Here is a 23,056-nt window from a genome sequence, read left to right as displayed (position 1 = left end):
AGCGCAACAGACTAAACCTTTGGAGTATTGATGTCTGAACCCAAATCAGTGCCGGTGCTGTTCGTCACCGTCACCATCGTGTTGCCCGGAATGGTTGTGCCGGTCGAGCTGGACGATGCCGCGCGGGCGGCCATCGACGCGGCGCGGGCCAGTGAGTCCGGTGAACTGCTGATCGCCCCCCGCCTCGAGGACCGCTATCCGTCCCACGGGGTGATCGCGAAGATCCTTCAGGTCGGACGTATCGCCGGCGGTGGTGGCGCCGCGGCCGTCGTGCGCGGTGAGCGCAGGGCGCAGATCGGCGCGGGAGCCTCCGGCCCCGGCCCGGCGTTGTGGGTCGAGGTGACCGAGGTGGCCGACGCCGACGTCACCGACGAGGTCACGGCGCTGGCGGCGGAGTACAAGAAGCTGCTGCTGGCCATGCTGCAGCGGCGCGAGGCGTGGCAGATCATCGACTACGTCAACAGCCTGACCGATCCGTCGGCGCTGGCCGATACGTCGGGGTACGCGTCATATCTGACCGATTTGCAGAAGCGGCAGCTGCTGGAGACGGTGGACGTCGCCGCGCGGCTGCGGGTCCTGATCGACTGGACGGCTGATCATCTGGCCGAAGTCGAGGTCAACGACAAGATCGCCGAGGACGTCCGCGAGGGCATGGAGAAGACGCAGAAGGAGTTTCTGCTGCGCCAGCAGCTCGCCGCGATTCGCAAGGAATTGGGCGAGGAGGGAACGGACGGTTCTGACGACTACCGGGCCCGGGTCGAGGCCGCCGAGCTGCCCGACAACGTCCGCGAGGCCGCGCTGCGCGAGGTCGGCAAGCTGGAACGCGCCAGCGACCAGAGCCCGGAAAGCGGCTGGATTCGCACCTGGCTGGACACCGTGCTGGACCTGCCGTGGAACGTCCGCACCGAGGACTCGACGGATCTGGCGGCGGCGCGGGCCATTCTGGACGCCGACCATCACGGACTGGACGACGTCAAGGACCGCATCGTCGAATATCTGGCGGTGCGTTCGCGGCGCGCCCAGCGTGGGCTGCAGGTCGTCGGCGGCCGCGGCTCGGGCGCGGTGATGGTGCTGGCGGGTCCGCCCGGGGTCGGCAAGACGTCGCTGGGCGAGAGCGTGGCCCGGGCGCTGGGCCGCAAGTTCGTGCGCGTCGCGTTGGGCGGCGTGCGCGACGAGGCCGAGATCCGTGGGCACCGGCGCACCTATGTGGGCGCGTTGCCGGGCCGGATCGTGCGCGCGATCGGCGAGGCGGGTTCGATGAATCCCGTTGTGCTGCTTGACGAAATCGACAAGGTTGGATCCGATTATCGTGGCGACCCGAGCGCGGCACTGCTCGAGGTGCTGGACCCGGGGCAGAACCACACGTTCCGCGACCACTACCTGGATCTGGACCTCGACCTGTCTGACGTCGTGTTCTTGGCTACTGCCAACGTGATTGAGAACATCCCATCGGCGCTACTGGACCGCATGGAGCTGGTGGCGATCGACGGTTACACCGAGGACGACAAGGTCGCCATCGCCCGCGAGTACCTGCTGCCGCGGCAGCGCGAGCGCGCGGCGTTGACCAGCGACGAGGTCACCGTCACCGACGCGGCGCTGCGCAAGATCGCCGCCGATTACACCCGCGAGCCGGGGGTTCGTCAGTTCGAGCGGCTGCTGGCCAAGGCACTGCGCAAGGTGACGACCAAGATCGCGGACGAATCGGTGATTATCGACGAGCCGGATCTAGTGGATTACCTTGGCCGGCCGCGGTTTACGCCGGAGTCGGCCGAACGCACCGCGGTGCCGGGCGTTGCCACGGGACTGGCTGTCACCGGCCTGGGTGGCGATGTGCTCTACATCGAAGCCGGGGCCACCGACGGTGAGCCCGGGTTGCAGCTGACCGGTCAACTGGGCGACGTGATGAAGGAGTCGGCGCAGATCGCGCTGTCCTACGTCCGCTCCCACGCGGCCGAACTGGGTGTTGACCCGGCGACGCTGGACCGGCGCATCCACGTGCACGTGCCGGCGGGTGCGGTGCCCAAGGATGGCCCGTCGGCCGGGGTCACGATGGTCACCGCGCTGGTGTCGATGGCTACCGGTCGCCAGGTTCGCTCCGACGTCGGCATGACCGGTGAGGTTACGCTGAACGGCCGGGTGCTGCCGATCGGTGGCGTGAAGCAGAAGCTGCTGGCCGCCCAACGTGCCGGTCTGTCAACGGTTTTCATCCCGCAGCGAAACGAGCCGGACCTGGATGACGTTCCGGCCGAAGTGCTCGAGGCGCTGAGCGTCAAACCGATGACCGACGTCGCGGAGATCGTCGCGCAGGCGCTGGAACCGGTCGCGCAATCCACCATGGTGGCCGCCTGACCCCGGACAAGCCCGGGTATTGCAGAATGGGCGGTATGAGCGGCCTCGGCGATCTCAAACGGCAAGTAGTGCACCGTGTTCAGCGACTGGTGGTCAATCCGGTCGGTCGACAATTGCCGGTGACAATGCTCGAAACGACCGGCCGCAAGAGCGGGCAGCCTCGCCACACCCCGGTGGGCGGACGTGTGGTAGACAACCAGTTCTGGATGGTTTCCGAACACGGCGAGCATTCGGACTACGTCCGCAACATCAAGGCCAACCCCGGTGTCCGGGTCCGCCTCGGCGGTGTATGGCGCAACGGCACCGCTCACCTGTTGCCCGACGACGACGCGGTGCGCCGGCTGGGCAATCTGCCGCGGCTCAACAGCGCGGTGGTGCGCATCATGGGCAGCGAGCTGCTCACCATTCGGGTTGACCTGGACTGACCCGGCCACGCGTGTCGGTGCGCACGATTAGCGTCGACGCATGGCATACGACCACGACCTGGCCAACCGGATCCGCGAATTACTGGCACCGCAGGCCGGTGTCGACGAGAAGCCGATGTTCGGCGGGCTGGCCTTCCTCGTCGGCGGGAATATGGCGGTCGCGGCCAGCGGGAAGGGCGGATTGATGGTGCGGGTGCCGCCCGAGGACACCGCCACGCTGCTGGGTCGCCCGCACGTCAGCCCGATGGTGATGGCCGGCCGCGAAACCCGGGGCTGGTTGCGGGTCGCCGCCGAGGGTGTGAAAACCAAACGCCAGCTTGCGAGTTGGGTTGACCGCGGCATCGGGTACGCGCGCAGCCTGCCACCGAAGTAACGTTTGCCGCTGCGCGTGGCGGGTACGCGCGCAGCTATGAGCAAGTCGGACGGGTCCAGGCAGCTGGTGCGACGCGTGCTCAAAGCCGGCGGCAGCACGTACGCCCACGAGGCGGGAATCCGGATCAGCGACAAACCGATGCCGCTGTTTCAGCTGCTGGTGTTGTGCATGCTGGCCAGCAAGCCCATCGATGCCGCTATCGCGATGCGTGCGGCGCGCGAGCTGTTCAAGGCGGGCCTGCGCACGCCCAAGGCGATCCTGGCGGCCGACCGGCAAGAGATGATCGACGCGTTCGGCCGCGCGCACTACGTTCGCTACGACGAAAGTTCGGCGACCCGCCTCACCGAGATGGCGCAGCGGGTGAGCGACGAGTATTTCGGCGATCTGCGCGAAATCGCCGAGCGCAGTCATCACGACCCCGCTCGGGTGAAGCGAATGCTGAAAGAATTCAAGGGAATTGGCGATACCGGCGCCGACATCTACCTGCGCGAGGTGCAGGACGTTTGGCCGTGGGTCCGTCCGTACTTCGACGACCGTGCCACCGCGACAGCGAAGAAGCTGGGGCTGCCCACCGAACCGGCCGAGCTGGGAGCACTGGCGCCGCGGGCCAACGCGCGGTTGGCCGCCGCGCTCGTCCGGGCGTCGCTGGACAAGGACCTGCGTAGCCGGATGGCCGGTTGACCGTCCGGATCGGCACTTCGGGGTGGTCGTACGACCACTGGGTTGACGTGCTCTACCCGCGTGGAACGGCATCCGCGCGCCGGCTGGCCCGGTACGCGGAGGTTTTCGACACCGTCGAGCTCAACGCCAGCTTTTACCGCTGGCCCAAGGATTCGACGTTCACGGGTTGGCGCGACCAATTGCCGCCCGGCTTCACGATGTCGGTCAAGGCCCACCGCGGATTGACCCACTACCGCCGGCTGGGCTCGCCCGAGCCCTGGATCGAGCGATTCGAACGGTGTTGGCGCCTGCTGGGCGACCGTCACGGTGTGCTGTTGGTCCAGCTGCATCCAGAATTGCAGCGCGACAACGCATCTCAAGAGCGACTGGATTCGTTCCTGGATCGCGTTCCGGCATCTATCCGGGTGGCCGTCGAGTTGCGTCACCCGTCCTGGGACGACCCCGCCGTCTACCAGTTGCTGGAGCGCCACCGCGCCGCGTACGTGGTGATGAGCGGTGCGGGTTTGGCGTGCATACCGCGGGCCACCACCGATCTGGTCTACATCCGCATGCACGGCCCGGACCCGGAGTCGCGCTACGCCGGTTCCTACCCGGACGACGAGTTGCGGTCCTGGGCAGACCGGGTCGTCGCATGGGACCGCGAGGGCAGGGACGTGTGGATGTACTTCAACAACGACCTGGGCGGCCACGCCGTCCGCAACGCGCTCTCGCTGCGGGATCTGGTGAGTTAGTCCGGCGCGCTGATCTCCTGGGCTGACGGTGGTTCGACCGGCGCCCAGTCGCGGTCGATGACGTCGGGCGGGTGCTGGGCTTGCAAGCGTTCCCGCTCGGCGCGGCGGCGTTTGATCCGCAGCCGGGCATCGGCCGGCATGGTGACCAGTTCATCGCAGGTCAGGTAGTACACGTCATCGACGACGTCGATCAGGTCGGCCTTGACTCGTCGAGATCCCAGCTCGCGCAACGTCACTCGAAGCTCGTGTGTGAATCGCAGGGTGGTGTCGTGGGCGAGCTCGCGTGAGACGCGGGCGTTGGTGGCGATGCGCCGGACCAGCGTCGGGGGCGGATCTGGTTCGGTGGGCTCGCCGGCCGCCTCGGCGGCCGCGGTCAACAGCAGCGTCGGGTCGTCGCCGAAGACTCGGCTGGCCAGCTCGCCCGCCCCGGGCCCGCGGTGCCCGATCCGCGCGATCGCGGCATCCACCAACGCGGCGGTCGGGGACGAAAGCGCACGGATGCTGGCGAGATTGCCTTCGGCGGCCATCGCCCGCAGTGGCGGGTCAGCACGCAGCGCGGCGGCTAGTTCGGCGATCACGTCGGTGACCCGGTTGCTTTCCATGATCGCGTTCACTCCAGGCACGCGGGAGCCCGCCGCGGTGTGTTCGAGTGCCGCCGCGGTGACGCCGGAGTCGATCAACCACAGCGCCGTGAGAATCCAGCCCTGGTGAATGCGGTCTCGCAGCAGCCGAACGCGCACGCCCAGGCCCGCGTCGGGCAACAGACCCAGTTGCGTGGCATCGGCATGTTCGGCGGTCGCGGCGGCGCTGTAGGCCCGCGTGTTGGCCTTGAGATGGCGCATCAGGGCCAGGGATCGCGTCGTCGCGACCGCCTTGGCGACCGACCCGAGCGCTCCGGCCGCCAGCCGGGGTTGACCGAACGGCAGTACGTCTGCGACCTGCGGCTGACCGACCAACGCGCGCGTGACAAGGGCCTGGTCATCCCAGCCGAGCAGCTGGTTTGCGGCGACGACGTTGGCCGAGACCCCGACGTAGGGGCGGTGACCGAACACCGCGATGGCCCTGCTGCCCCATTCGTCGTCGACCACACCGCCCAGCGTCAGTGCCTGGCCCATCACCCGGCTGGCGGTGCGCAGTCCGCTCATCTGCACGTCCAGGGTGATCGGGGTCAGCGGCCCGGGCAGCGCCTCGGTGAGGCCGTCGGTGGCGAATACCGGGAATCGCGGGTCGATGCGGTCGTCGAACTCGCCTTCGACGCCCTCGGGCGCGGCACTGTGCAGTTGGTCGGATGGTGCGGGACGCGGGATGACCTCGACCGGAAGCGCCATCTGCACGCCGTGGCTGGTCGCGCCTGCGGCGCCGAGCTTGCGGCCGACGAGTCCGCGCGCGGTGTCGGCGACCGCGTCGAATGCCGGCCAGCCGAACTCGAACTGCCAATCCTCCTGGGCAGCAACGATATCCACCGAGGGAACCAGCTGCGGCCAGCCGCGAATCCGATGGCTTCGCGACCGGGGGTCTACGGCGCGCAACACCCGCCACGCGGTCACCACGTTGGTGGTATCCGGGGTAGCCAGATCCACGAAGCCGGTGCGGTCGGTGTTGAGCGCCAACACCAGAAACCGCACCAGGTCGTCGAGGTGCAGCACCCGTATCGGCTGCGCGGACACCTTCGTGCGCAGCAAGGTGGCCACGGTGCGGCACACCATCCAGTCGAGTTGTCGGCCCACCGGCGGCGCCATCCGGATGACCAGGCTTGGCCCCAGGCTGGTGGACACCAGGTCCTCGGCCGGCTCGTAGACCTCAGCGGCGCCGGCGGCCTGGGACACGAACACCAGGCGCGCACCGGCCCGTCCGGCCGCATGCGTCACATGCGCCACGCCGTTGATGCCCGCGCTGCCGGGCGCGTCGGGTTCGACCGGCGCCAGATGGATCACCGCGTCGGCTTCGTCGGCCAGTTCTTGCAGGATGGGGTCGTTCAGCGGTGCGCAGACGAACTCGACCGCGGGGTCCAGACGGGCGTCGGGATACTCAGAAATGCCGGAAACCGAATGCCCGGCAGCAATCAGCTGCCGTGCAACCAGCCGCCCGACTGTGCCGGTGGCGTCGGTAACCAGGATGTGCACCTGGGCTCACCTCCCCCAACGTCTGACTCGACAATATGCGCGCCTCTATCGCCGCGCGACTGTTACCGGGTGAACGGCACTGTGGCCTGGCCTTTTAACTCCCCCGCCGGGCTACTGCAGCGTGGCGCTGCCGTCCGCGGTGACGGCCACCTTGGTGCCACCGATATCTTCACGAATAGTCGCCTGCGCCGAGTCGGGATCGGCGATGACCGCCAGCGCCCGGGACCCCTCCGGCGTGCGCACAGCAACGAAAGCCTTCTCCGGCTGCCCGTCGCGATCGAACGGCGTCGTCCACGCTTCGACCGTGCCGACGCCCTCCCATTCCACCAATCCCTCTCGGTTCGGTTCCCGTTCCACCGCGGATTGTGCATTCTCCCAACGGAATTCGGCTGGCGGCTCGGTGCCGTAGACCCCGAAGCTGTGCTTGGTCAGGTAACCGCCGTTGGCGGTGATCAGGGCGCGCCGTCCGGGATTGGCCACCAGCAGTTCGGCCACCGTGGCAATCGAGTGCATCACGTAGTTGCTCCACGGGCCGCCGGCGAAGGTCAGGCCACCGGTGACGGTCAGCGGCCGGGCGGGGTCGTCGGTACTCAATCCGAGCTCGGCTGCCGCCACCTGAACGGCGGACGGAAAGCAGGAGTACAGGTCCACGTAGTCGACGTCGTCGATGCCCAGGCCGGCGAGCCGCAGCGCCCGCGCACCGGCGATTCGGATGGCCGCCGACTGGTGCAGTTCGTGGCGCTCCGCGATCGACGGCGTGTCGTAGGCGTCCGTGCCGGCGTGCGGGTAAATCCAGCGCTCCTGCGGGATGCGCAGGCGTCTGGCCTGCTCGACCGACGTCAGGATCAGCGCCGCGCCCTGATCGACCATGTTGTTGGAGTTCATCAGCTTCGTATAGGGCCAGCTGATCATCCGATTCTGCGGGCCGGGCTGCGCGATCTCGGCCGCGGTCGCGGGTTTGCGGATCCAGGCGTGCGGATTGCCGACCGCGACGGCGTTGAAGCGCGCCCACAACTCCCCGATGCGGTGGCGATGGTCCTCGACCGACTCACCGTTCGCGATGCGAAGGGACTGTTCGAACAGCGGGTAGACGTAGGCCGGCCGGTCCAGTCCGATCCTGAGCTCGGCATCGCCGGCCATCGGCACGTCCTCGCCGCTGACCTGGGCCATCGGCACGGATTCGTCCTGAGCCGTCCACTGCAGCCGGCCGCCCCTGGCCTTCAGCCCCCGCCGGGTGCGCCAGGTTTCGGCGCCGCTCAGCAGCACCACCCCGGCGCGGCCCTGCTGGATGTCCAGGCAAGCCTGGTTGAGCAGTGTTTGCGGGACGTTGCCGCCCACCGGGCTGTACAGCGTCGTGAACTTCGGTGCGCCGATCCGCTCGCCGACCAGCAGCCCGGCGTCACGGTAGGTCGCCGAAAGGACATTGACCACCCGGACGGAGTCCACGGCCCGCAGAACCTCGGCGCCGGCGGCCTGCTGAGCTGCGGCGACCATCAGGTCGACGGGTTCAACCGAACGTGTTTCCGGGTCGATCTCGTCCCGGTGATTGACCTGGCCATAGCCGATCAGCACCGGTGTTTTGGGGTCGACAGGCATGGGACGAACCTATCGTGGCGACGGAACCGCCGCGAACAGCACCTGATCGGTGATCAGGCGATCGATCTCCTCGGCGCTCATGCCGAGCAGAGTCCGGCAGAGCTCCCGGGTGTCCTGACCGGGCAGCGGCGCGGGCCGCTGCGGGGCCGCCGGGATGTGGCGGAACGGCGCCGGCCCGGTCTCGGCCGGCAGCGGGCGCTCGACCAGCGGATGCACCATGTCGCTGAGCAGCTTGCGCTCGACCAGTTGCGGGTCGGCGAGGACGTCCGGCGGACGGTTCATCGGTCCGGCCGCAATCCCGGCCGCCTGCAACGCTTCGGCGGCTTGTGCCGGGGTTCGGGTATGAGTCCAGGCGGCGACCAGCCGCACCAACTCCGCCCGATGGGCCGTGCGCGCCTGGCCGGTCGCGAAGCGCGGATCGTCAGCCAGCTGAGGCTGATCAAAAAAGGCAGTGAGACAACGCCATTCGGTGTCCGAGCAGATCGAGATGACGCACCAATCGTCATCGCCGGCGCACGGGTATACCGCGTGCACGCTGGTGTCGTCGCAGACGGCGGCGCCGGCTCCCAGCGCGGCCTGGGCGACGTACAGGGTGTCCAGCTGATTGACGACGACCTCGGCCTGCGAGATGTGGACATGGGCCGGGTCGCCGGTCCGATCGCGGCGGATCAGCGCCGCCAGTGCCGCGATCGCGGTGACCCGCCCCACGATGTGGTCGGGAAAGATCGTCGTCGCGTCGTAGAACGCGTGCCGTGCCCCGGCGGTACGCGCTTCGGCGGAAGCTTCCTCGGATGTCCACAGACTGGTCACCCCGGTGGTGGCGCGGACCAACGGACCGTAACCCATGCGCCTGCTCCACGGCCCCCGGTTTCCGAACGCGCTGCTGCCCGCGAGCACGATGCGGGGGTTGATCTCGCGCAGGGCTTCGAATGAAAACCCAAGCGAGGTAAGGGTTCCCGGCTTGAAGTTGGCGAACACCGCGTCGGCCTCGGCGACCAGCCGGCGGAAGATCTCCTTGCCCTGCTCGCTACGCAGGTCCAGGCCCAGCGCCAGGTGATTGCGGTGGGTCCAGGCGAACGATTCGCTCATCACCGCGCCGACGCGCGACTGCCGCAGCCCGTCGGGATAGTCGGCGCTTTCGATCTTGACGACCTGCGCGCCCATGTCCCCGTAGAGCCGGCTCAACTCGCCGCCGGCGACGATCACGCCCAGGTCGAGAATCCTGAGGTCCGTGAACGGATACTCGCCGGCCGCGCCCGACGGGGCCGCGGTCACCGGGCCGGCCAGCCAGCGCGGTTCGTCGGCTCCGGCCACCGGAGCTGGGGTCCGCAAGCCGCAGCGTTCGTCGTCGACCACGAAGTATCCGGTGGGCACGTCGATGCGCACCCCGGGCACCAGCTCGGCACTGGTGATCGCGCCGACGGCCTGGAAGTGCTCGGAGGCCAGGATCCGCGACGGCGTCAGCACCGCCGAGATCGGCACTCCGTGCGCCTGGCCCTGCGCAACCAGCTCCTTCATGGTCTTGTCGGCGAACAACGCGTCGACCAGCACGCCGATCCGCGGCCACGCGGCGAACCGGGCGCCCAGCGTGTCGTAGCTGGGGTCCTGGAATTCCTCCGGCTCCCCCAACCACCGGCGCAGGCCACGCCACTGCCGGGGCGCCATCACGCAGAGCCGGACGTAGCCGTCCCGGCACGGGCAGATCGGGTACGGGTCCTGGTTTTTCGGCCGGCCCCGCCACGCGCTGGTGCGTTGTCCCGCGGTGGCCTGCCCATGCGCGCCGAATGCCGGGTCCAGCGCCATCACGACCGCGTCGAAACGTGAGAAGTCAATGTAATCGCCTGTGCCACAACGTAATCTGTTGTAATATGCGACGAGCGCCGCCCAGGTCGCCTGCACGGCGGCGGTGGCCGAGGCGATGCCGTCGGGCGGCAATACCGGGGTGCCGACGGTCGGTCCGGAGCGCGACAGCGCGCCCGACATCGCGAAGAGCACCGGGTCGGTCGCACGCCACGACGAGCGCGGCCCGGTGGCGCCGAAGTCGGTGATCGAAAGCACGACCAGGTGCGGGTGGCGATCGGCCAGCTCGACTGCCGACGTGCCGAGCGTAGCGGCCTGATCCGCCGCGTCGACGACGATGTCGGCTCCCCCGATCAGCTCGAAGAAACTGCGGCGGTCGTCGTCGACGCGCGGATCCAGCACCACGCTGCGCTTGTTGGCGTTGTGCACGGCGAACGGGATGCTGGCACCGGCCAGCGTGGGCCGGTCGTGACGAGCGGGGCTGCCGCCCGGCGGTTCCACCTTGACGACGTCGGCTCCCAGGTCGGCGAGCAGGCGGGTCACCGTGTCGCTACTGCCGCTGGACAAGTCGACGATGCGCACCCCGGCGAGCAACTTGTCGGCCATCCGCCCACCGTACCGGCCCCGAGCGGCCAAATGCACAGCCGCTCAACCTGGTTCGGACGGGCTTCGGATCGGCCCGGCCGACCGGCTACGCTGCGTAGTTTGTCGTCCGCCGAGGAATGGAGGAGTCGGTCCGTGAGTGCGCACTTGAGTTACGTCGAAGCGCTTCTGGTCGGCGCCGCGCAGGGTGTGACCGAGCTGTTCCCGGTGTCCAGCCTCGGCCACTCGATTTTGGTGCCGGCCCTGGTCGGCGGCCAGTGGTCGCGCGACTTGGACGTGTCCGCACCGCAGTCGCCGTACCTGGCGTTCATCGTCGGCCTGCACGTCGCCACCGCCGCCGCGCTGCTGGTGTTCTTCTGGCGCGATTGGCTGCGCGTACTGGCCGGCCTCGGCTCCTCGGCGCGGCACCGCCGGATCCAGACGTCCAACGAGCGGTTGGCGTGGCTCCTGGTCGGCGGCACCATTCCGGTGGGTCTGGCGGGCCTCTTTCTGGAAAAGCTCTTTCGCACCACGCTGGGCAAGCCGATCCCGGCGGCAATCTTCCTGCTGCTCAATGGAATCGCCCTGTACGCCGGCGAGGTGCTGCGCCGCCGCGCCGCGGCCGCGGTCCCCGAACCGGTCGGCGCCCCCGTCGGGCACTCCGGCGAGGCCGTCGACAGCCGGCTCGCCCAGCTACCCATCGGGCGGGGCGTGCTGATCGGTGCCGCTCAGATCCTGGCGCTGCTGCCCGGGATCAGCCGTTCCGGCATCACAATCGTCGCCGGCCTGTGGCGCGGCTTGTCGCACGAGGACGCCGCCCGCTTCTCCTTCTTGCTGGCGACGCCGATCATCCTGGCCGCCGGCGTGTACAAGATCCCGGATCTGTTCGGGCCGCTGGGCAGTGGCATCGGTGGCCAGGTGCTGGCGGGCAGCATCGCGTCTTTCATCTGCGCCTACCTCGCGGTGCGCTTCCTCACCCGGTACTTCGAAACCCGCACGCTGACACCGTTCGCCGTCTACTGCGCGGTGTTCGGGGCCGGTAGCCTGGCCTGGCTCTGCTTGCGTTGAGCAGGAGGTGTCTTGAGGTGAGCGATCAGGAATCAGTGTGGGACTACCCGCGGCCTCCGCGCGTCGAGCCGTTCACCGGCTCGATCACCGTTGAGCTGGGCGGCCACGTCATTGCCTCGACCAGCCACGCCTGGCGAGTCCTGGAGACCAGTCATCCGCCGACCTATTACCTGCCGCGTGACGCGTTCGCCGACGGCGCGGTGCGTTCTGCATCCGGTAGCTCGTGGTGTGAATGGAAAGGCCGCGCAAGCTATTACGACCTGGTCGGCGGCGGCGGCGACGTCGTCGCCCGCAAGGCGGCGTGGAGTTATCTGAATCCAACCCCCGGCTTCGAGTCGATCGCCGGTGCGCTGGCCGTGATGGCCGCCGCCGTCGACCGGTGCACCGTCAACGGCGAGGTCGTCACCGCGCAGCCCGGTGGCTTTTACGGAGGCTGGATCACCAGCTGGGTCATCGGGCCGTTCAAGGGTGTCCCCGGTTCGGCGGGCTGGTGAAAGGTCATTGCGCGGCACGACATCGAGTGCTGTGCTAACCGGATGGCAGACAACGCGGCGCACGCTCTCAAGATTCGCGACAAGGTCATCGTGATCACCGGCGGCGCGCGGGGAATCGGGCTGGCCACCGCGACCGCGTTGCACAACCTGGGCGCCAAGGTCGCGATCGGCGACATCGACGAGGTCCGGGTCAAGGAGTCGGGTGCCGCTCTCGGCCTCGACGTGTACGGCAAGCTCGATGTCACCGATCCGCACTCGTTTGCGGAATTCCTCGACGAGGTGGAGCGCCAGCTCGGCCCCATCGACGTGCTGATCAACAACGCCGGCATCATGCCGCTCGGCCGCATCATCGAGGAGCCCGATGCGGTCACCCGGCGCATTCTGGACATCAACGTCTACGGCGTGATTCTCGGCACCAAGCTGGCCGTCCAGCGCATGGTGCCCCGCCACACCGGACACGTCATCAACGTCGCCTCGCTGGCCGGGGAGGCGAACATCCCCGGGGCGGCCACCTATTGCGCCAGCAAGCACGCGGTGATTGGCTTCACCGACACGGTCAGGCTCGAATCCCGCGGCACCGGCGTGCAGTTCTCGCTGGTCAATCCGACGTTCGTCAACACCGAACTGATCGCCGGAACCCAGGGGGCGAAGGGCCTCAGAAACGCTGAACCGTCCGACATCGCCGACGCGATCATCGAGTTGATCGCCCGGCCCAAGCCGCGGGTCCGGATCACGAAGGTGATGGGGGCGCTGGCCGTTTCCGCGAAGTTCATGCCCCGATCGGTATCCGAGGGCCTCAACCGTCTCCTCGGCGGCGACCACGTCTTCACCGACGCCGTCGACACCGAGAAGCGCAAGGCCTACGAGGACCGCGCCCGCGGCGAGCAGTGATCGGCTCGCATGGCGGTGTTCATCGGGGGCGCGGACAATCGGGCACGTGAGCCTGCAAACCCCGACAACCGCGCCCGAAGCACTCTCCGACGACGAACTCACGCTGATCGACAAGTATTGGCGGGCCGCCAACTATCTGTCGGTCGGGCAGATCTATCTGCTCGACAATCCCCTGCTCAAACAGCCGCTGGCGGCTGAACACGTCAAACCCCGGCTGCTGGGGCATTGGGGCACCACGCCCGGGCTCAACCTCATCTACGCGCACCTGAACCGGATCATCCGCAACCGGGATGCCAATGTCATCTATGTCACCGGACCGGGCCATGGCGGCCCGGGCCTGGTCGCCAACGCCTACCTCGAAGGCACCTACACCGAGATCTACAGCGCCATCGGCGAGGGCACCGAGGGGCTGCGCAAGCTGTTTCGCCAGTTCTCGTTCCCCGGCGGCATCCCCAGCCACGTCGCGGCCCAGACCCCGGGCTCCATCCACGAGGGCGGTGAACTCGGCTACGCGCTGGTGCATGCGTTCGGTGCGGCGTTCGACAACCCCGACCTGGTGGTTGCCTGCGTGATCGGCGACGGCGAAGCCGAGACGGGTCCGCTGGCGGCCGGCTGGCACTCGAACAAATTCCTCAACCCGGCCGTCGACGGGGCGGTGCTGCCGATCCTGCACCTCAACGGTTACAAGATCGCCAATCCGACCGTGCTGGCCCGCATCCCGCACACCGAACTCGAATCACTGTTGCGCGGCTACGGTTACCGGCCGATCACGGTCGCCGGTGACGACCCGGCCACCGTGCACCGCGCGCTGGCCGCCGCGCTGGACGACGCGTTCGACGAAATCGCCGGCATCCAGCACGCGTCGCGCAACGGCACGACCGCCGAGCGCCCGGTGTGGCCGATGATCGTGCTGCGCACCCCGAAAGGCTGGACCGGCCCCAAGGAGGTCGACGGCAAGCACGTCGAGGGCACCTGGCGGTCCCACCAGGTGCCGTTGTCCGAGACGCACGACAACCCCGCGCACCGCGCGCAGCTCGAAGAGTGGATGCGCAGCTATCGGCCCGACGAGTTGTTCGACTCCCACGGCGTGCTGCGTCCCGAGCTGCGCCAGCTCGCCCCGAAGGGGCAGCGGCGGATGAGCGCCAACCCGCACGCGAACGGCGGCCTGTTGCTGCGCGAGCTGGACCTGCCGGACTTCCGCGACTACGCGGTGCCGGTCGAAAAGCCGGCCGCGTCCACCCACGAGGCGACCCGGGTGCTGGGGACCTTCCTGCGCGACGTCATCACCCACAACCCCGACCGCTTCCGGCTGATGGGACCCGACGAAACCGCGTCCAACCGGCTGTCGGCCGTGTTCGAGTCGACCGACAAGGTGTGGATGTCCGAGGTCGAGCCCGACGACGAGGGCCTGGCGCCCGACGGCCGCGTGATGGAGGTGCTCTCCGAGCACCTGTGCCAGGGATGGCTGGAGGGCTATTTACTCACCGGACGGCACGGGCTGTTCAACTGCTACGAGGCGTTCGTGCACATCGTCGACTCGATGCTCAACCAGCACGCGAAATGGCTGGCTACCAGCCGCGAACTGCCGTGGCGGCAGCCGATCGCGTCGCTGAACTACCTGTTGAGCTCGCATGTGTGGCGTCAGGACCACAACGGCGCATCACACCAGGACCCGGGGTTCATCGACCTGGTCGCCAACAAGCGCGCCGAGATCGTGCGCGTCTATCTGCCGCCGGACGGCAACACACTGCTGTCGGTGGCCGATCACTGCCTGCGCAGCCGCGACTACATCAATGTCATCGTCGCCGGCAAGCAACCCGCCCTGGCCTACCTCGGCATCGACGAGGCGATCGCCCACTGCACCCGCGGCCTGGGGATCTGGGATTGGGCGAGCACCGCGACCGGGGAACCCGACGTGGTGCTGGCCTGCGCCGGCGACATCCCCACCCAGGAGGCGCTCGCCGCGGCCGACATCCTGCGCCGCGAGCTGCCCGACCTGGCCGTGCGGCTGGTCAACGTCGTCGACCTGATGCGCCTGCAGCCGGACTCCGAGCATCCACATGGATTGCCGGATAAGGAGTTCGACGCGTTGTTCACCCGCGACAAGCCGGTCATCTTCGCGTATCACGGCTATCCGTGGCTGATCCATCGGCTGTGCTATCGCCGCACCAATCACCCGCACATCCATGTCCGCGGGTTCAAGGAGCGCGGCACCACCACGACGCCGTTCGACATGGTGATGCTCAACGACCTCGACCGTTTCCACCTGGTCATCGACGTCATCGACCGGGTTGACGGGTTGGCGGGCCGGGCCGCGCTGTTGCGGCAGCGGATGGTCGACGCGCGGCTGAACGCCCGCCGCTACACCCGCGAGCACGGCGAGGACGACCCGCAGATCGCGAACTGGAAGTGGGAATCTCAGCCGTCGTCGTGACCTGGGCGGCAGGGGCGCGCAGGTAAACTCGGCCGGGATGTCTGAGCACGCCACGGCCCTCGATGCCGTCGACCTGCACCCGGTGGTGTCGCAATTGTCGGCGCTGCACCGGCTGCGGCTGTACTTCGACATTGCCGTGGTGGTCGTGGTGCTGGTGCTGACCAACCTGGTCGCACACTTCACCACGCCGTGGGCGAGTGTCGCGACGGTGCCGGTGGCAGCGGTCGGGCTGGTCGTGTTGATGCGTGCCACCGGTTTGGACTGGGTCGACCTGGGCCTCGGCCGGGAGCACTGGAAATCCGGGCTGGGCTACGCGCTGGCCGCGGTGGCTGTCGTGGCGTCGGTGATCGCGGTCGGCGTACTGCTGCCCATGACGCGGCCGATGTTCCTGAACAACCACTACGCAACGGTTTCCGGCGCGCTGATCGCCTCGATGGTCATCATCCCGCTGCAGACCGTGATTCCCGAGGAGCTGGCCTTCCGGGGTGTGCTGCACGGCACGCTGCATCGGGCCTGGGGATTCCGCGGGGTCGCACTCGCCGGCTCATTGCTGTTCGGCCTGTGGCACGTCGCCACGTCGCTGGGACTGACCAGCAACAACGTCGGCTTAGCCCGGCTGTTCGGCGGCGGGTTCGTCGGCATGGCCGCCGGCGTGACATTGGCCGTGGTAGCGACCGGCAGCGCGGGCTTCGTGTTCAGCTGGTTGCGCCGGCGCAGCGGCAGCCTGATCGCGCCGATCGCGCTGCACTGGTCATTGAACGGGCTGGGCGCCCTAGCCGCGGCCCTGGTCTGGCATCTGTCCACCTGACCTACACCAGCAGCACTGCTGCCCCGGCGATGCGACCGCCGGCCAAATCGCTCAGTGCCCGGGCGGCTTGATCGAGTGGATACTCCGGTGTCGTCACCTCGATGCGGTGACGGCCGGCGAAGTCGAGAAACTCGCGCGCGTCGGCCCGGGTATTCGAGGTGACCGAGCGAATCTGGCGCTCCTGGAACAGGTGACGCTGATAGTTCAGGGCCGGGATATCGGACAGGTGGATTCCGGCGATCGCCAACGTGCCGCCGCGGTCCAGCGCCTCGCAGGCGGGCAGCACCAGATCTCCGACCGGGGCGAACAGGATCGCGGCATCCAGCGGCACCGGCGGCGGATCCGCCGCCCCCTGAGCCGATGCCGCGCCGAGGGCCAGCGCCAGCTCGCGTGCCTGCTCGCCGCGGGTCATCACGTGCAGCTCGGCACCCTGGGCCAACGCGACCTGGGCGGTGATGTGCGCGCTGCCGCCGAAGCCGTAAATGCCCAGCCGGCCACCCGGCGGCAGCTGTGCCCGCAGCAGCGAACGGTATCCGATGATGCCGGCACACAACAGCGGCGCGAGCTCGCTGTCGCTGTACCCGCTCGGCAGGTGGTGCGCGAAAGCCGCTGGAACCGTCGCGAATTCGGCGTACCCGCCGTCGGCATCCCAGCCGGTGTAGCGGGACTGCGGGCAGAGGTTTTCGTCGCCTCGGCGGCAGTATCTGCACACACCGCAGGTGTGGCGCAGCCAGGCAATGCCGACCCGGTCCCCCACGTTGAACCCGTCGCCGGCCTCGACGCCCACCGCCGATCCGACCTCAACGACCTCGCCCACCACTTCGTGGCCGGGGGTGACGTGCTCGCGGTGCACCGGAAGGTCACCCTCAGTGACGTGCAGGTCGGTGCGGCACACCCCGCAGGCCCGCACGGCCACCAGCAACTCCGAGGGCGCCGGCCGCGGCACTTCGGTGGTGACCCGCTCCAGCGGGTCGGTGTCCATCGGGCCGGGCCGACGCACCCGCCACGCGTCCATTGTGGTCGTCGCTGAGGCCATCACCCCATCATGCCGCTATGCGCCGCCACCACGCATGGGCCCAAAGGCCCTGGTGCTACAGGGTCTTCGTGCGCGAGGTGGCGAACTTGTAGATCAGCAACAGGATCACCGCGCCGACCAGCGCACCCAGGAAGGAGTGCTGAATGGGCGGGTGAATGTCGAACTGGTGCGGCGGGAAGACGATGCTGCCCAGGGTGCCGCCGACATACGAGCCGACGATGCCGAGCAGGGCGGTGGCGACCCAACCCATCGGCTGCTTGCCCGGCACCAGCAGGCGCGCGACCAGGCCGACGATCAGACCCAAGACGATCAGCCAGACGATATGCAGAATCATGACCGGCTCCTTCGATTTAACTGACAGACGGGACGTGTGGCCGTATACCCCGTCGGAGCCGACTCAACCGCCTCGGCGAAACGCCCCTTCTCATGCCGCAATTCGGCCTGATGCGGCGACGCGGGAAGCCCCCAGGCGGGTCGGCGATTCGCGCCGCACCCGATTTGCCACAGATCGCCCGGCCGATCAGCTCCTGCGCACCAGGCCGACGATCCAGAGCAGAATCACCGACCCCAGTAACGCGGTGAAGAAGGTGAAGATCCAGCCGCCGGCCGCGGTGTCGAAGAAGAAGCTGAGCAAAAAGCCGCCGATCAGTGCGCCGACGATACCGATCACGATGTTCATCAAGATTCCGGAGCCGGAACCCTTCATGATCTTGCCCGCGGCCCACCCCGAAAGACCGCCGATGATGATGTAGCCGATCAGGCCGACGCTCGTCGTCGTGGTCGATCGGGCCAGGTACTCGGTAGCCGCCATGACATCCATGCGAGTCTCCTTGCGGTTCGTTGGCAGAGCTCAGCGTAAAAGCCGGCGCCGTCGTGGCGGTATACCCCCGTTTACGGGTCAGGCACTAAACGACGTCGGTTGCGGCGCCGGGCTCGGGGTAGGAGTGACCTCGCTCGCGGGTGCCTGGCCGGGCACCGGGGCGGGGGCTCCCGGTGCCGGAGTTGCCGGAGCCGGTGCGGGCGCGCCCGGAGCCGGTGGTGCGCCCGGAGCCGGTGGTGCGGTGAACGGCAGAATCGATTCCGCCAGTGCCTTGGCACCGACCTTGTCTACCGGGTTGTTGCCGGTACCGAGCCACACGACAAACCAGCGTTGGGGCGGACCGGCGGTAGCTGCGTTGGGAGCGCTGACCACACCGGTCCAGATCTGTCCATTGGGTTTGCTCGGATCGCTGAACTTGACCTCGTAGAACGACGAGCTTCCGGTGATGCCGTTAGCTCCGGTGAGCGGGGCGGATTCCTGATTGATCCGGGTGCCGGGGTACGGCATGAAGAACTCACCCATGTCCGAGCCCAGCCGGACGGCGGCCTTGGCGTCATTGGCTTCTGCACTGGCGTAGAGCTTTTGGTCCAGGCGGCCCATCACAATGCGGGTGTCGTTTGCCACCGGCGCGGGCTGACCGGGCTGCGGCGGCGGACCGATCATCTTGCTGAGCAGCGCGGAACCATAGTCGAGGTGCGAGGCGTCCGACTCGGCCCACCCACCGGGAAGCAGGTAGCTGAAGCCGCCGACGACGTTGGTGATGCGGGCGGCGTTGGGGTCGACGGGCGGCGGCGGCGCAGGGCACCGGCGCGTTCGGGTCACCGGCCGCCGGCTGCCCGGCAGGTGCCGGGCCGCCCGGCGCGGGCGCCGCGGTCGTCGGCGCGGGTGCGCCCGGGGCCGGGGACGGGGCGGAGGTCGTTGCCGGCACCGGAGTCGGGACCTCGGGATCGGCATAAGCGGGGGCCGGCAACGCGAAGGTGACGGCACTGGCACTGGTCACCGTGGCGATCGCCAGCGTCGCCCACAGGCCTTTGCGACGTGTCGAGTGTGAGTCCACCTGATCCATGGCGACGAACCTACCGTGTTACCGCTGCGACGCAAGGATGCCGTGCTGGCGATGCGCGCGTTGTTGCCGGAGCGCAACCTTCGGTGGGTCTGCGCAGTTCACTGCGGGTTGGTGCGACGGGGTGTCGCCGGATACAGCGCCACTTCGCGCGCTTTGACCGAAAACCACACCCGGTCTCCGGGGGTCAGTTCCAGCTCGGCGGCGGCCTCGGCGGTGATCTCGGCGGCCAGTCCGGGGGCGCCGCCGGGCTGTTCCTCGCCTCGCACCACGACCGCGGGTCCGCGAATGTCCAGCTCTGAGACGGTGACCTCGACCCAATTGCGGGGGCTGCCGTGCGGCAGGTCGCGGTAGACCGCCACCGCCGTCGGCCCGAACACGGCGATCGCATCCTGCCCGTCGGTCAGCTCGGCGCCCAGCTGCTCGGCGGGGGTTCCGTACCAGCGGACGCCGGAGCGGGTCCGCAGCGAGCCCCCCGGCCCGATGGTTCCGTTGACCAGGTTGACGCCGGCAATGCGGGCCCCGAAATGGCTGCGCGGCGCGGTGAGCACTTCGGGGACCGGGCCGACTTCGGCGATCCTGCCGCCCTCGAGCACCAGCGCCCGATCGGCCAGGGTGAACACGTCGAGCAGGTCGTGCGTGATCAGGACGACCGCGCAGCCGCTGCGGGCGACAGCGGTCCGCAACACCGCGCGGATGGCGGCGGCCGCCCCGACGTCCAACCCGGTCAGCGGCTCGTCGAGCAGCAGCACCTCGGGCTCGGCGGCCAACGCTCGTGCGATCGCCACCCGCTGAGCCTGACCGCCGGACAACTGTCTCGGTTTGCGGTCGGCGAACTGCTCGGCATCCACCTCGCGCAGCCAGCGCAGGGCCGTCTGCTTCTCGGTGGCGCGAGCCGATTGGAAAAGGCCACGACGGCTTCGCAGCCCGAACGCCACGTTGGCGGCGACGCTCAGGTGCGGGAACAGCAGCGGGTCCTGCAGCAGCAGCCCGACCCGGCGGTCGTGTGTCGCCACGTCGACCCCGGCGGCGGTGTCGGTCAGCACCCGATCCCCCAACCGCACCACGCCCTCATCAGGGCGAAGCAGACCGGCGATGACGTGCAGGGCGGTCGACTTTCCCGCGCCGTTGGGTCCCAGCACCGCGAGCACCTCACCCGGGGACACCGAAAACTCCACGTCCAACTCGCGGTCGGCGACGACCGCGCGAAGCTGCAGCTCGCTCACGGGCTACCCGGCCTCCGTTCCGGTCAGCCGGCGAGCGCCCAGGCCGAGCACCACCAGCGCGGCCACCGCGACGAGCAGAATCGACAGTGCGACAGCCGCATTCGCGTCGGTCACCCGTTGCAGATAGATCTCCAGCGGCAGGGTGCGGGTGACCCCTTGGCGCGAACCCGCGAAAGTCAGCGTCGCGCCGAACTCGCCCAGCGAGCGGGCGAACGCCAGCACCGCGCCGGACGTCAGTCCGGGCAGCAGCAGCGGCAAAGTGACCCGCCACCACACCGCGCTGGGGCGAGCCCCGAGCGTGGCCGCGACCACCTCATAGTCGGCGCCCGCCGTACGGGCCGCGCCATCGAGGGAAATCACCAGAAACGGCAACGAGACAAACGTCTGCGCCAACACCACCGCGGTGGTGCTGAAGGCGATGCGCAAGCCCGCGGCTTCCAGGTACTGCCCCAGCAGTCCGAGCCGGCCGAACGCGTAGAGCAACGCAATGCCTCCCACCACCGGTGGCAGCACCAGCGGCAGCAGGATCAGGGGCCGCAGCAGCCGGACCAGCAGGGCCGTACTGCGGGCCAGCACCAGTGCCATCGGCACGCCCAGCAGCACGCACAGGACGGTGCTCGCGGCCGCGGTCTTGAGGCTGAGCAGCAGTGCCGTCTTGGACGACGCGCTGGTGATCAGCGACCAGAAATCCGGCCAGTCGACCTTGATCGCGATCGCCAGCAGCGGCAACACCACGAAGGCGGCGCCGATGGTTGCAGGGACATACACCCAGCGGGGCAGATGCGTGGGCGCGTGCACGGCTGCGGGTCAGGGTTTCGCGAAGCCGAATTGAGCCAGGATCTTCTGGCCGGCCTCAGACGTCACCAGCGTCACGAACTTTTGCGCGGTGGCCGGCTGCGGTGCCTTCCTCAACACCCCGATGGGGTAGACGTTCACCGCACCCGCGGCTTCGGGAAAGTTGACCGTCGCGACGTTGTCTTTCGCGTTCTTCGCATCCGTGACATAGACCAGCGCGGCATCGGCCTGCCCGGTGGTGACCTTGTTGAGGACGTCGGTCACGCTGGTTTCCTCGCTGACCGGATTGAGATGCACCCCGGTGCTGTCCTCGATGCGCTGGGTCGCCGCCCCGCATGGCACCGGCTTCTGGCAGATCACGACGTTGAGGCCCGGCTTGGCCAGATCGGCGAAGGAGCCGATGTGGCGCGGATTGCCCGGCGCGGTGACGATGACCAGCGTGTTGGCGGCGAAATTCGTCGGGTTTCCGGCGACAAGCCCGGCCTTGACGACGGTGTCCATCTGCGCGGTGTCCGCCGACGCGAACACATCGGCGCTCGCACCCTGCGTCAGCTGGACGGCGAGTTCGGAGGAGCCGGCGAAGTCGAATTCGACGCCGCTACCGGGATTGTCGGCCTTGAACTGCTGACCGAGCTGGGTGAACGCCGGCTTGAGCGAGGCCGCGGCGAACACCACAATCGAGGCGGACGGCGACGAGGACGGTTTCGGACTACAGGCGACCAGGCCCGCGACGAGGATCGCGCATATCAACCAGGCCAGGACCGCGATCCGACGCATGCTCAGACCCTAGCTCGCGGCGGATGAAGCGGTGACGACCAAAGAGTTATCGAAAATTGTCCGCGCGTCGTGGCGTCCTTAGTTTCCCCTTAGAACTACTGTCCAGTAACATTCGGCGTAGATTGACGCCATACGCGCTGAGATCCCAGGCATCGGTCCTGTGGCGTGACACCATCGGAACCACGATCACATCGCCGAGCGGAGCGTTAACGCTGGTGAAGGCCAGGGTCTGGGTTCAACGTTGAACACGAGGAGGATGGCTGTGGAGGTGCTGGTCACCGGCGGCGACACGGATCTGGGGCGGACAGTAGCCGAGGGATTTCGCGATGGCGGTCACAAGGTGACCCTCGTGGGTGCGCGGCGCGGCGACCTCGAGGTCGCCGCGAAAGAGCTCGACGTCGACGCGATCGTCTGCGACACCACCGACCCGGCCAGCCTCGAAGAGGCTCGTGGGTTGTTCCCCCACCACTTGGACACCATCGTCAACGTGCCGGATAGCGGCTGGAGCGATGGCGACCCACGCACGTATTCGCTGTCCGACACCGCCGCCGTATGGCGCAGTTCGCTCGAGGCGACCGTGCTGTCGGCGGTGCTGACGGTGCAAGCCGTCGGCGATCACCTGCGCTCCGGTGGCTCCATCATCAGCGTCGTGCCGGAAAATCCGCCCGCGGCCAGTGTCGACGCCGCGATCAAAGCGACGCTGTCGAGCTGGATCGCCGGACAGGCCGGCATTTTCGGCACTCGCGGGATCACGGTGAACGCCGTGGCGAGCGGGCGCAGTGCCCAGGCCGGTTACGAAGGTCTCTCGCGCACACCGCCTTCCGTCGCCGACGAGGTCGCGCGGTTGGCCTTGTTCCTGACGACCCCGGCGGCCCGCCACATCACCGGCCAGACGCTGCACGTCAGCCACGGCGCCCTCGCGCGTTTCGCCTAGGAAGTACCCAAACGGGGACCAGATCCCCTGTGCGCCTAGGTATTTGGTGA

The 23,056-nt window shown here is 68.4% G+C and carries 20 protein-coding genes and 1 pseudogene; 11 read left to right on the top strand and 10 right to left on the bottom strand.

What is annotated here, in order from left to right:
• Positions 1 to 30: 30 nt before the first annotated feature.
• Genes lon through MAAFP003_RS14085 form a run of 5 tightly spaced genes read left to right on the top strand, consistent with a single transcriptional unit; the run spans position 31 to position 4,559 of the window.
• Positions 31 to 2,349, top strand: coding sequence for an endopeptidase La (gene lon, locus MAAFP003_RS14105; protein ID WP_096287837.1), 2,319 nt, complete (start codon positions 31 to 33; stop codon positions 2,347 to 2,349).
• Positions 2,350 to 2,384: 35 nt separating this feature from the next.
• A complete protein-coding gene (locus MAAFP003_RS14100) occupies positions 2,385 to 2,774 on the top strand; it encodes a nitroreductase family deazaflavin-dependent oxidoreductase (RefSeq protein WP_096287835.1) in 390 nt (129 codons plus the stop codon).
• 40 nt (positions 2,775 to 2,814) lie between these two features.
• Positions 2,815 to 3,147 (top strand): TfoX/Sxy family protein, encoded by a 333-nt coding sequence (locus MAAFP003_RS14095; RefSeq protein WP_096287833.1) that lies wholly within the window; start codon positions 2,815 to 2,817, stop codon positions 3,145 to 3,147.
• 36 nt (positions 3,148 to 3,183) lie between these two features.
• On the top strand, positions 3,184 to 3,828 hold the full coding sequence (locus MAAFP003_RS14090) for an endonuclease (RefSeq protein WP_096287831.1): 645 nt from the start codon (positions 3,184 to 3,186) through the stop codon (positions 3,826 to 3,828).
• A complete protein-coding gene (locus MAAFP003_RS14085) occupies positions 3,825 to 4,559 on the top strand; it encodes a DUF72 domain-containing protein (RefSeq protein WP_096287829.1) in 735 nt (244 codons plus the stop codon). The genes MAAFP003_RS14090 and MAAFP003_RS14085 overlap by 4 nt, the downstream gene beginning before the upstream one ends.
• On the opposite strand, the gene MAAFP003_RS14080 is transcribed toward MAAFP003_RS14085, so the two are convergent.
• From MAAFP003_RS14080 to MAAFP003_RS14070, 3 genes are all read right to left on the bottom strand, one after another.
• Complete coding sequence (locus tag MAAFP003_RS14080; RefSeq protein ID WP_096287827.1) at positions 4,556 to 6,682, bottom strand: NAD-dependent epimerase/dehydratase family protein; 2,127 nt, start codon at positions 6,680 to 6,682, stop codon at positions 4,556 to 4,558. The genes MAAFP003_RS14085 and MAAFP003_RS14080 overlap by 4 nt on opposite strands.
• 111 nt (positions 6,683 to 6,793) lie before the next feature.
• Positions 6,794 to 8,278 carry an acetyl-CoA acetyltransferase gene (locus MAAFP003_RS14075; RefSeq protein ID WP_096287825.1) on the bottom strand — a complete coding sequence of 495 codons (1,485 nt, stop codon included), beginning with the start codon at positions 8,276 to 8,278 and terminating at the stop codon, positions 6,794 to 6,796.
• A 9-nt stretch (positions 8,279 to 8,287) separates the two neighbouring features.
• Positions 8,288 to 10,684 (bottom strand): CaiB/BaiF CoA transferase family protein, encoded by a 2,397-nt coding sequence (locus MAAFP003_RS14070; protein ID WP_096287823.1) that lies wholly within the window; start codon positions 10,682 to 10,684, stop codon positions 8,288 to 8,290.
• A gap of 132 nt (positions 10,685 to 10,816) precedes the next feature.
• Between MAAFP003_RS14070 and MAAFP003_RS14065 the strand changes: the two genes are divergently transcribed.
• Genes MAAFP003_RS14065 through MAAFP003_RS14045 form a run of 5 tightly spaced genes read left to right on the top strand, consistent with a single transcriptional unit; the run spans position 10,817 to position 16,355 of the window.
• The gene (locus MAAFP003_RS14065) at positions 10,817 to 11,728 is read left to right on the top strand and encodes an undecaprenyl-diphosphate phosphatase (protein ID WP_096287821.1); all 912 of its coding nucleotides are present in this window, start codon (positions 10,817 to 10,819) and stop codon (positions 11,726 to 11,728) included.
• Positions 11,729 to 11,745: 17 nt separating this feature from the next.
• On the top strand, positions 11,746 to 12,222 hold the full coding sequence (locus MAAFP003_RS14060) for a DUF427 domain-containing protein (RefSeq protein ID WP_243394035.1): 477 nt from the start codon (positions 11,746 to 11,748) through the stop codon (positions 12,220 to 12,222).
• A gap of 42 nt (positions 12,223 to 12,264) precedes the next feature.
• Positions 12,265 to 13,113, top strand: coding sequence for an SDR family oxidoreductase (locus MAAFP003_RS14055; protein WP_096287818.1), 849 nt, complete (start codon positions 12,265 to 12,267; stop codon positions 13,111 to 13,113).
• A gap of 46 nt (positions 13,114 to 13,159) precedes the next feature.
• Positions 13,160 to 15,547, top strand: a complete 2,388-nt coding sequence (locus tag MAAFP003_RS14050) for a phosphoketolase family protein (protein WP_096287817.1) — start codon at positions 13,160 to 13,162, stop codon at positions 15,545 to 15,547.
• A gap of 37 nt (positions 15,548 to 15,584) precedes the next feature.
• Positions 15,585 to 16,355 carry a CPBP family intramembrane glutamic endopeptidase gene (locus MAAFP003_RS14045; RefSeq protein WP_096287816.1) on the top strand — a complete coding sequence of 257 codons (771 nt, stop codon included), beginning with the start codon at positions 15,585 to 15,587 and terminating at the stop codon, positions 16,353 to 16,355.
• A gap of 1 nt (position 16,356) precedes the next feature.
• On the opposite strand, the gene MAAFP003_RS14040 is transcribed toward MAAFP003_RS14045, so the two are convergent.
• The 7 genes and pseudogenes from MAAFP003_RS14040 to modA form a co-directional block, all read right to left on the bottom strand.
• On the bottom strand, positions 16,357 to 17,391 hold the full coding sequence (locus MAAFP003_RS14040) for a zinc-binding alcohol dehydrogenase family protein (protein WP_096287814.1): 1,035 nt from the start codon (positions 17,389 to 17,391) through the stop codon (positions 16,357 to 16,359).
• Between the two features lie 55 nt (positions 17,392 to 17,446).
• Complete coding sequence (locus MAAFP003_RS14035; RefSeq protein WP_096287812.1) at positions 17,447 to 17,725, bottom strand: GlsB/YeaQ/YmgE family stress response membrane protein; 279 nt, start codon at positions 17,723 to 17,725, stop codon at positions 17,447 to 17,449.
• A 186-nt stretch (positions 17,726 to 17,911) separates the two neighbouring features.
• Positions 17,912 to 18,211 carry a GlsB/YeaQ/YmgE family stress response membrane protein gene (locus tag MAAFP003_RS14030; protein WP_096287810.1) on the bottom strand — a complete coding sequence of 100 codons (300 nt, stop codon included), beginning with the start codon at positions 18,209 to 18,211 and terminating at the stop codon, positions 17,912 to 17,914.
• A 78-nt stretch (positions 18,212 to 18,289) separates the two neighbouring features.
• Positions 18,290 to 19,277 (bottom strand): annotated as a pseudogene (locus MAAFP003_RS14025) (alanine and proline-rich secreted protein Apa).
• 98 nt (positions 19,278 to 19,375) lie between these two features.
• Positions 19,376 to 20,500 carry a sulfate/molybdate ABC transporter ATP-binding protein gene (locus MAAFP003_RS14020; protein WP_096287808.1) on the bottom strand — a complete coding sequence of 375 codons (1,125 nt, stop codon included), beginning with the start codon at positions 20,498 to 20,500 and terminating at the stop codon, positions 19,376 to 19,378.
• 3 nt (positions 20,501 to 20,503) lie between these two features.
• The gene (locus MAAFP003_RS14015; RefSeq protein WP_096287806.1) at positions 20,504 to 21,298 is read right to left on the bottom strand and encodes an ABC transporter permease; all 795 of its coding nucleotides are present in this window, start codon (positions 21,296 to 21,298) and stop codon (positions 20,504 to 20,506) included.
• 9 nt (positions 21,299 to 21,307) lie between these two features.
• The gene (modA, locus tag MAAFP003_RS14010; protein WP_096287804.1) at positions 21,308 to 22,072 is read right to left on the bottom strand and encodes a molybdate ABC transporter substrate-binding protein; all 765 of its coding nucleotides are present in this window, start codon (positions 22,070 to 22,072) and stop codon (positions 21,308 to 21,310) included.
• A 256-nt stretch (positions 22,073 to 22,328) separates the two neighbouring features.
• Between modA and MAAFP003_RS14005 the strand changes: the two genes are divergently transcribed.
• Positions 22,329 to 23,006, top strand: a complete 678-nt coding sequence (locus MAAFP003_RS14005; RefSeq protein ID WP_096287802.1) for an SDR family oxidoreductase — start codon at positions 22,329 to 22,331, stop codon at positions 23,004 to 23,006.
• Positions 23,007 to 23,056 lie beyond the last annotated feature (50 nt).

Origin of the sequence: Mycobacterium ahvazicum (assembly GCF_900176255.2) — a bacterium.
Classification (GTDB): domain Bacteria; phylum Actinomycetota; class Actinomycetes; order Mycobacteriales; family Mycobacteriaceae; genus Mycobacterium; species Mycobacterium ahvazicum.
The sequence above is the reverse complement of the archived record's forward strand: the minus strand, read 5'-3'. Positions and strand labels throughout refer to the sequence as shown.

Excerpts from the sequence above, each read along its gene's own strand:
- lon (WP_096287837.1), top strand. The coding sequence starts at position 31 with ATGTCTGAACCCAAATCAGTGCCGGTGCTGTTCGTCACCGTCACCATC.
- MAAFP003_RS14090 (WP_096287831.1), top strand. The coding sequence starts at position 3,184 with ATGAGCAAGTCGGACGGGTCCAGGCAGCTGGTGCGACGCGTGCTCAAA.
- MAAFP003_RS14075 (WP_096287825.1), bottom strand. The coding sequence starts at position 8,278 with ATGCCTGTCGACCCCAAAACACCGGTGCTGATCGGCTATGGCCAGGTC.
- MAAFP003_RS14100 (WP_096287835.1), top strand. The coding sequence starts at position 2,385 with ATGAGCGGCCTCGGCGATCTCAAACGGCAAGTAGTGCACCGTGTTCAG.
- MAAFP003_RS14040 (WP_096287814.1), bottom strand. The coding sequence starts at position 17,391 with ATGGCCTCAGCGACGACCACAATGGACGCGTGGCGGGTGCGTCGGCCC.
- MAAFP003_RS14095 (WP_096287833.1), top strand. The coding sequence starts at position 2,815 with ATGGCATACGACCACGACCTGGCCAACCGGATCCGCGAATTACTGGCA.
- MAAFP003_RS14035 (WP_096287812.1), bottom strand. The coding sequence starts at position 17,725 with ATGATTCTGCATATCGTCTGGCTGATCGTCTTGGGTCTGATCGTCGGC.
- modA (WP_096287804.1), bottom strand. The coding sequence starts at position 22,072 with ATGCGTCGGATCGCGGTCCTGGCCTGGTTGATATGCGCGATCCTCGTC.
- MAAFP003_RS14005 (WP_096287802.1), top strand. The coding sequence starts at position 22,329 with ATGGCTGTGGAGGTGCTGGTCACCGGCGGCGACACGGATCTGGGGCGG.
- MAAFP003_RS14055 (WP_096287818.1), top strand. The coding sequence starts at position 12,265 with ATGGCAGACAACGCGGCGCACGCTCTCAAGATTCGCGACAAGGTCATC.
- MAAFP003_RS14030 (WP_096287810.1), bottom strand. The coding sequence starts at position 18,211 with ATGGATGTCATGGCGGCTACCGAGTACCTGGCCCGATCGACCACGACG.
- MAAFP003_RS14045 (WP_096287816.1), top strand. The coding sequence starts at position 15,585 with ATGTCTGAGCACGCCACGGCCCTCGATGCCGTCGACCTGCACCCGGTG.
- MAAFP003_RS14070 (WP_096287823.1), bottom strand. The coding sequence starts at position 10,684 with ATGGCCGACAAGTTGCTCGCCGGGGTGCGCATCGTCGACTTGTCCAGC.